Consider the following 3577-nt stretch of genomic DNA (forward strand, 5'->3'; position numbering starts at 1 on the left):
GGCCACCCCCCGTCCGTACGCCCCCCAGGGCGACGGCGGGACGGACCTCCAGCAGCCCAGCGCCCTCCCCCGGCGCACCCGCGGCTCCAGCCTGGCCGTACAGCTGCGCCGCGAGGCCGCCGACGCGGGCAGCCGGATGGACAACGACGGCGGCCGGCCGGCCAACCCCGAAGCGTCGGCCCGCATCTTCGCCGCGATCCGACGAGGGATGGATCAGGCCACCGGAACCCATCACTTTCCTGGCGCGGGCGATCGACCGGCAGACTGACAGCACGTTGGACTTGACGAACCGTGAAGGATTGAAATGACTGAAGTGGCTACCAGCAGGCAGCTGGACTGGGTCCTGGACGATCTGGTGGGACGCATCCCGGAGATCCGCTGCGCCATCGTTCTGTCAGGCGACGGCCTCTTGATCGGAAAGTCGAGGGACCTGCGCAGGGACGACGCCGAGCGGCTCTCCGCCCTGGCGTCCGGCCTGCACAGCCTCGCCCGGGGCACCGCGCAGTACTTCCACGGCGGAGCGGTCCAGCAGACCGTCATCCAGATGGAGAACGCCTTCCTCTTCATCACCGCGGCGGGACAGGGCGCGCGACTCGCCGCCCTCGCCTCGCAGGAGGTCGACGCCGGGATGATGGCCTACGAGATGGGAACCATGGTGAAGCAGGTTGGAACCTACCTCAGTGCCGCGCCGCGCCTTTCCGCCCAGCACGCCGTCGCACACGTCCAGGATGCCTGAGCCACACGGGCTCGACGGGTCGCCCACCGGACGTCATCTCCGGCCGTACACCATCACCGGTGGTCGGACCCGCCACACGCACTACCACTTCACGCTGATCACTCAGGTGCTCACGCGGGCAGCGGACCTCGAACGTCCCAACCGGACGCCGGAGGCGGCGCAGATCCTCGATCTGTGCCGCCACCGGGCCGTGGCCATCGCCGAGATCGCCGCGCACCTGGATCTGCCCGTAAGCGTTGTCAAGGTCCTCTGCGGCGATCTGCTCGCCGACGAGGACATCCTCGTGCAGGCGCCACCCTCACAGTCCGACAGGCCGAGCGTGGAACTCATCGAAAGGGTTATCGATGGCATCCGCCAGCTCTGAATCAATTCCTCTCCCCACCGCCGTGAAGATCCTCGTCGCGGGGGGATTCGGCGTCGGCAAGACGACGATGGTGGGGTCGGTGAGCGAGATCGCCCCCCTGGAGACGGAGGAACGGCTCACCCAGGCCGGCCAGAACGTCGACAGCCTCGCCGGCGTCGCGGGCAAGACCTCGACCACCGTCGCCATGGACTTCGGCCGCATCACCATCAGCCCCGAACTCGTGCTGTACCTCTTCGGCACCCCGGGGCAGGAGCGGTTCTGGTTCATGTGGGACGAGATCGCCTACGGCACGCTGGGCGCGCTCGTCCTCGCGGACACCCGCCGGCTCGACGCGTCCTTCGGCTCCATCGACTTCTTCGAGGAACGGGGCATCCCCTTCGCGGTCGGGGTGAACTGCTTCAACGGCGAGCGGGCCTGGACCACCGATCAGGTGCGGGCCGCCCTCGACCTCGACCCGGCCGTACCGGTGGTGATGTGCGACGTCCGCACCCGCGAGTCCAGCAAGGAGGTGCTGCTCGCCGTCCTGGAGGCCGCTCATCGCCGCGCGTCCCCCCAGTTCTCGACGAGTACGCCCTGACGGACCGGCGGGACGGCCTCCGAGACCGCCGCGACGCCCCCGACGCCCGCGCCCGGCCGACCCGCGCGGCCGGCCCCGGCGGTCCCGTCGCGCGTCACGAACCGCCGGACTCCGTGTCCGGCTCGCCCCACCCCGGCAGGCCGCCCGAGCCGGGCATCGTGCCGGTCAGCCGCACCGGTCCGGTCGCGTCGGTGCGGACGGCCAGGAACTGCCCTCGTACGGAGGCGGTGACGGGACCGTCCGCGGTGACCCCGGTCAGGGCGCGGCTGCCGGCGGCGAGGTAGTAGCGGGCCCCGGACGGCGCCGTCCAGTACGTCCCCGCCAGCAGGTGCTGACCGAAGCGGCTGCACGCCGCCGTGTCCTCGGGCGTCGCTCCCGGAACCCGCACCGGACGGCCGCGCGGGTCGGGTCCCTCCCATGCCACCGTGACGCGGCCGCGCCCGTTCCACAGGTCGGCGCGCGTGCACGTCCAGGTCGCGGGTCCGGCTTGCTCCGGCAGGGCCTGCCGGGCGAACTCCCAGCGGTTCACGGCGCGTACGCCGGTGCCGCGGAGTCCGGGCAGCGTGCAGGCGGAGCGGGCCCAGGCGGCGAGGCCCGCGGCCGACGTCGCCTCGCGGGGCTGCCGGGCCGGGGCTCCGGTGCCCGGAGCGGGAGTCCACGTCAGATGGGCGGGGCTCAGCTCCCCGAGGTCCGTCAGCAGGAACGAGTGGTCCTCGACGATCCGGGTGGAGGACCGCACCTGGAGCGCGGGCACCCGGCCGCAGTCGGCCGCCGGCTGCGGGACGGGGTCGGTGAGGCCGCCCCCGGACACGGGCAGCGGAGCGGCCGGCACGTCGGGCCGCAGGAGGTCGCGCACCGCGCTCTCGTCGATCCAGGGGGCGAGCAGGAACCGGGTCCCGAGTCCCGTCCTGGCGACGGCGACGGCCGCGCCGGTGGTCACGTCCGCGTCGTCGGCCCGGGCCAGTTCGAGGACCTGGCCGCCCCGCCCGGCGAGGGATTCGGCGTACCGGATGAGCCGCTCGCCGTCGTGCAGGAGGACCACGGCGGAGCCGTCGACCGAGCCGGCGAAGAGCAGCCGGGGCGGCGCGGCGGGCGGGGTCGTCGGAGTGCTCGGCGTGAACGACACCCGGACGCCCGCCCCGCCGCCGGTGCCCCGCGTCCAGGCGTCCAGGGCACGCGACAGGAGGGCCGTGTCCCCGGTGCGCTCCCCGCGGGCCGGCCACTGCGTGAGGTCGACGCGGGCGGTGTCGGACCAGCGCTCGGGGGGCGTACGGACGAGGAACCGGGGGTCGGTCGCCCGGGCCGACGCGGCGGCGAGCGCGGTCACCGGCGGCGTCGGCTCGGGTGGTTCGGGCCGCAGGGCGACCAGGGTGCCCGCGGTGGCGGAGAGCACCAGGGCGGCGGCCACGAGGGCGGTCAGGCGGGTCCGGCGCCGACGGCGCAGGAGGTCCGTCGGCCGTGCCTGCACGACGCACGGGTCGAACTCCGTGCCGTGCAGCAGGGCTTCGGCCTCGGCGCCGACGATCGAACGGAGGTGCTCGGCGGCGTGCAGGGCTTCCTCGGGGGAGGCGACGCCCGCGGCGGCGAGCACGGGGGCCGCGGACCGGGGGCCGAGACCTTCGAGGACCCGCAGGGCGAACGCGGCCCGCACCTGCGGGGTCACCGTGGCCAGCGCGGTGTCCAGCGCGAGTTCGTCGACGCCACCGGCCCGGGGGAAGAGCCGCAGCCCGAGGACGGCGGGGAGCGGGGTCCGCCAGACCGCCCGCCGGGGCCGGGCGGCCGCCCGGAGCGCGGCGGACACGACGGCCTCCCGCAGCCAGGCGAGGACGGGTCCCGCTTCGCCGCGCTGCGCGGGGACCGTCGGGCCCGGGCTCGCTCCGTGGCCCGACGGCGCGGCCGC

At 74.6% G+C, this 3577-nt stretch carries 5 protein-coding genes; 4 read left to right on the forward strand and 1 reads right to left on the reverse strand.

Going from position 1 to position 3577, the window contains the following annotated elements; all coding sequences use genetic code 11:
- The 4 genes from EAO70_RS38620 to EAO70_RS35335 form a co-directional block, all read left to right on the forward strand.
- On the forward strand, positions 1 to 268 hold a 268-nt coding region (locus EAO70_RS38620), incomplete at its 5' end, for a hypothetical protein (RefSeq protein ID WP_222723509.1).
- A 36-nt stretch (positions 269 to 304) separates the two neighbouring features.
- On the forward strand, positions 305 to 736 hold the full coding sequence (locus EAO70_RS35325) for a roadblock/LC7 domain-containing protein (protein ID WP_148006897.1): 432 nt from the start codon (positions 305 to 307) through the stop codon (positions 734 to 736).
- Entirely contained in the window at positions 729 to 1100 is a 372-nt protein-coding gene (locus EAO70_RS35330) for a DUF742 domain-containing protein (RefSeq protein WP_148006898.1), read from the forward strand. Before EAO70_RS35325 ends, EAO70_RS35330 begins: the two co-directional genes overlap by 8 nt.
- Complete coding sequence (locus tag EAO70_RS35335) at positions 1081 to 1677, forward strand: GTP-binding protein (RefSeq protein WP_148006899.1); 597 nt, start codon at positions 1081 to 1083, stop codon at positions 1675 to 1677. The genes EAO70_RS35330 and EAO70_RS35335 overlap by 20 nt, the downstream gene beginning before the upstream one ends.
- Positions 1678 to 1771: 94 nt before the next feature.
- Here the strand turns inward: EAO70_RS35335 and EAO70_RS38350 are convergent.
- Positions 1772 to 3577 (reverse strand): hypothetical protein (locus EAO70_RS38350; RefSeq protein WP_187284177.1); only part of this gene is annotated, 1806 nt, incomplete at its 5' end.

Origin of the sequence: Streptomyces sp. adm13(2018) (assembly GCF_008042145.1) — a bacterium.
GTDB lineage: Bacteria > Actinomycetota > Actinomycetes > Streptomycetales > Streptomycetaceae > Streptomyces.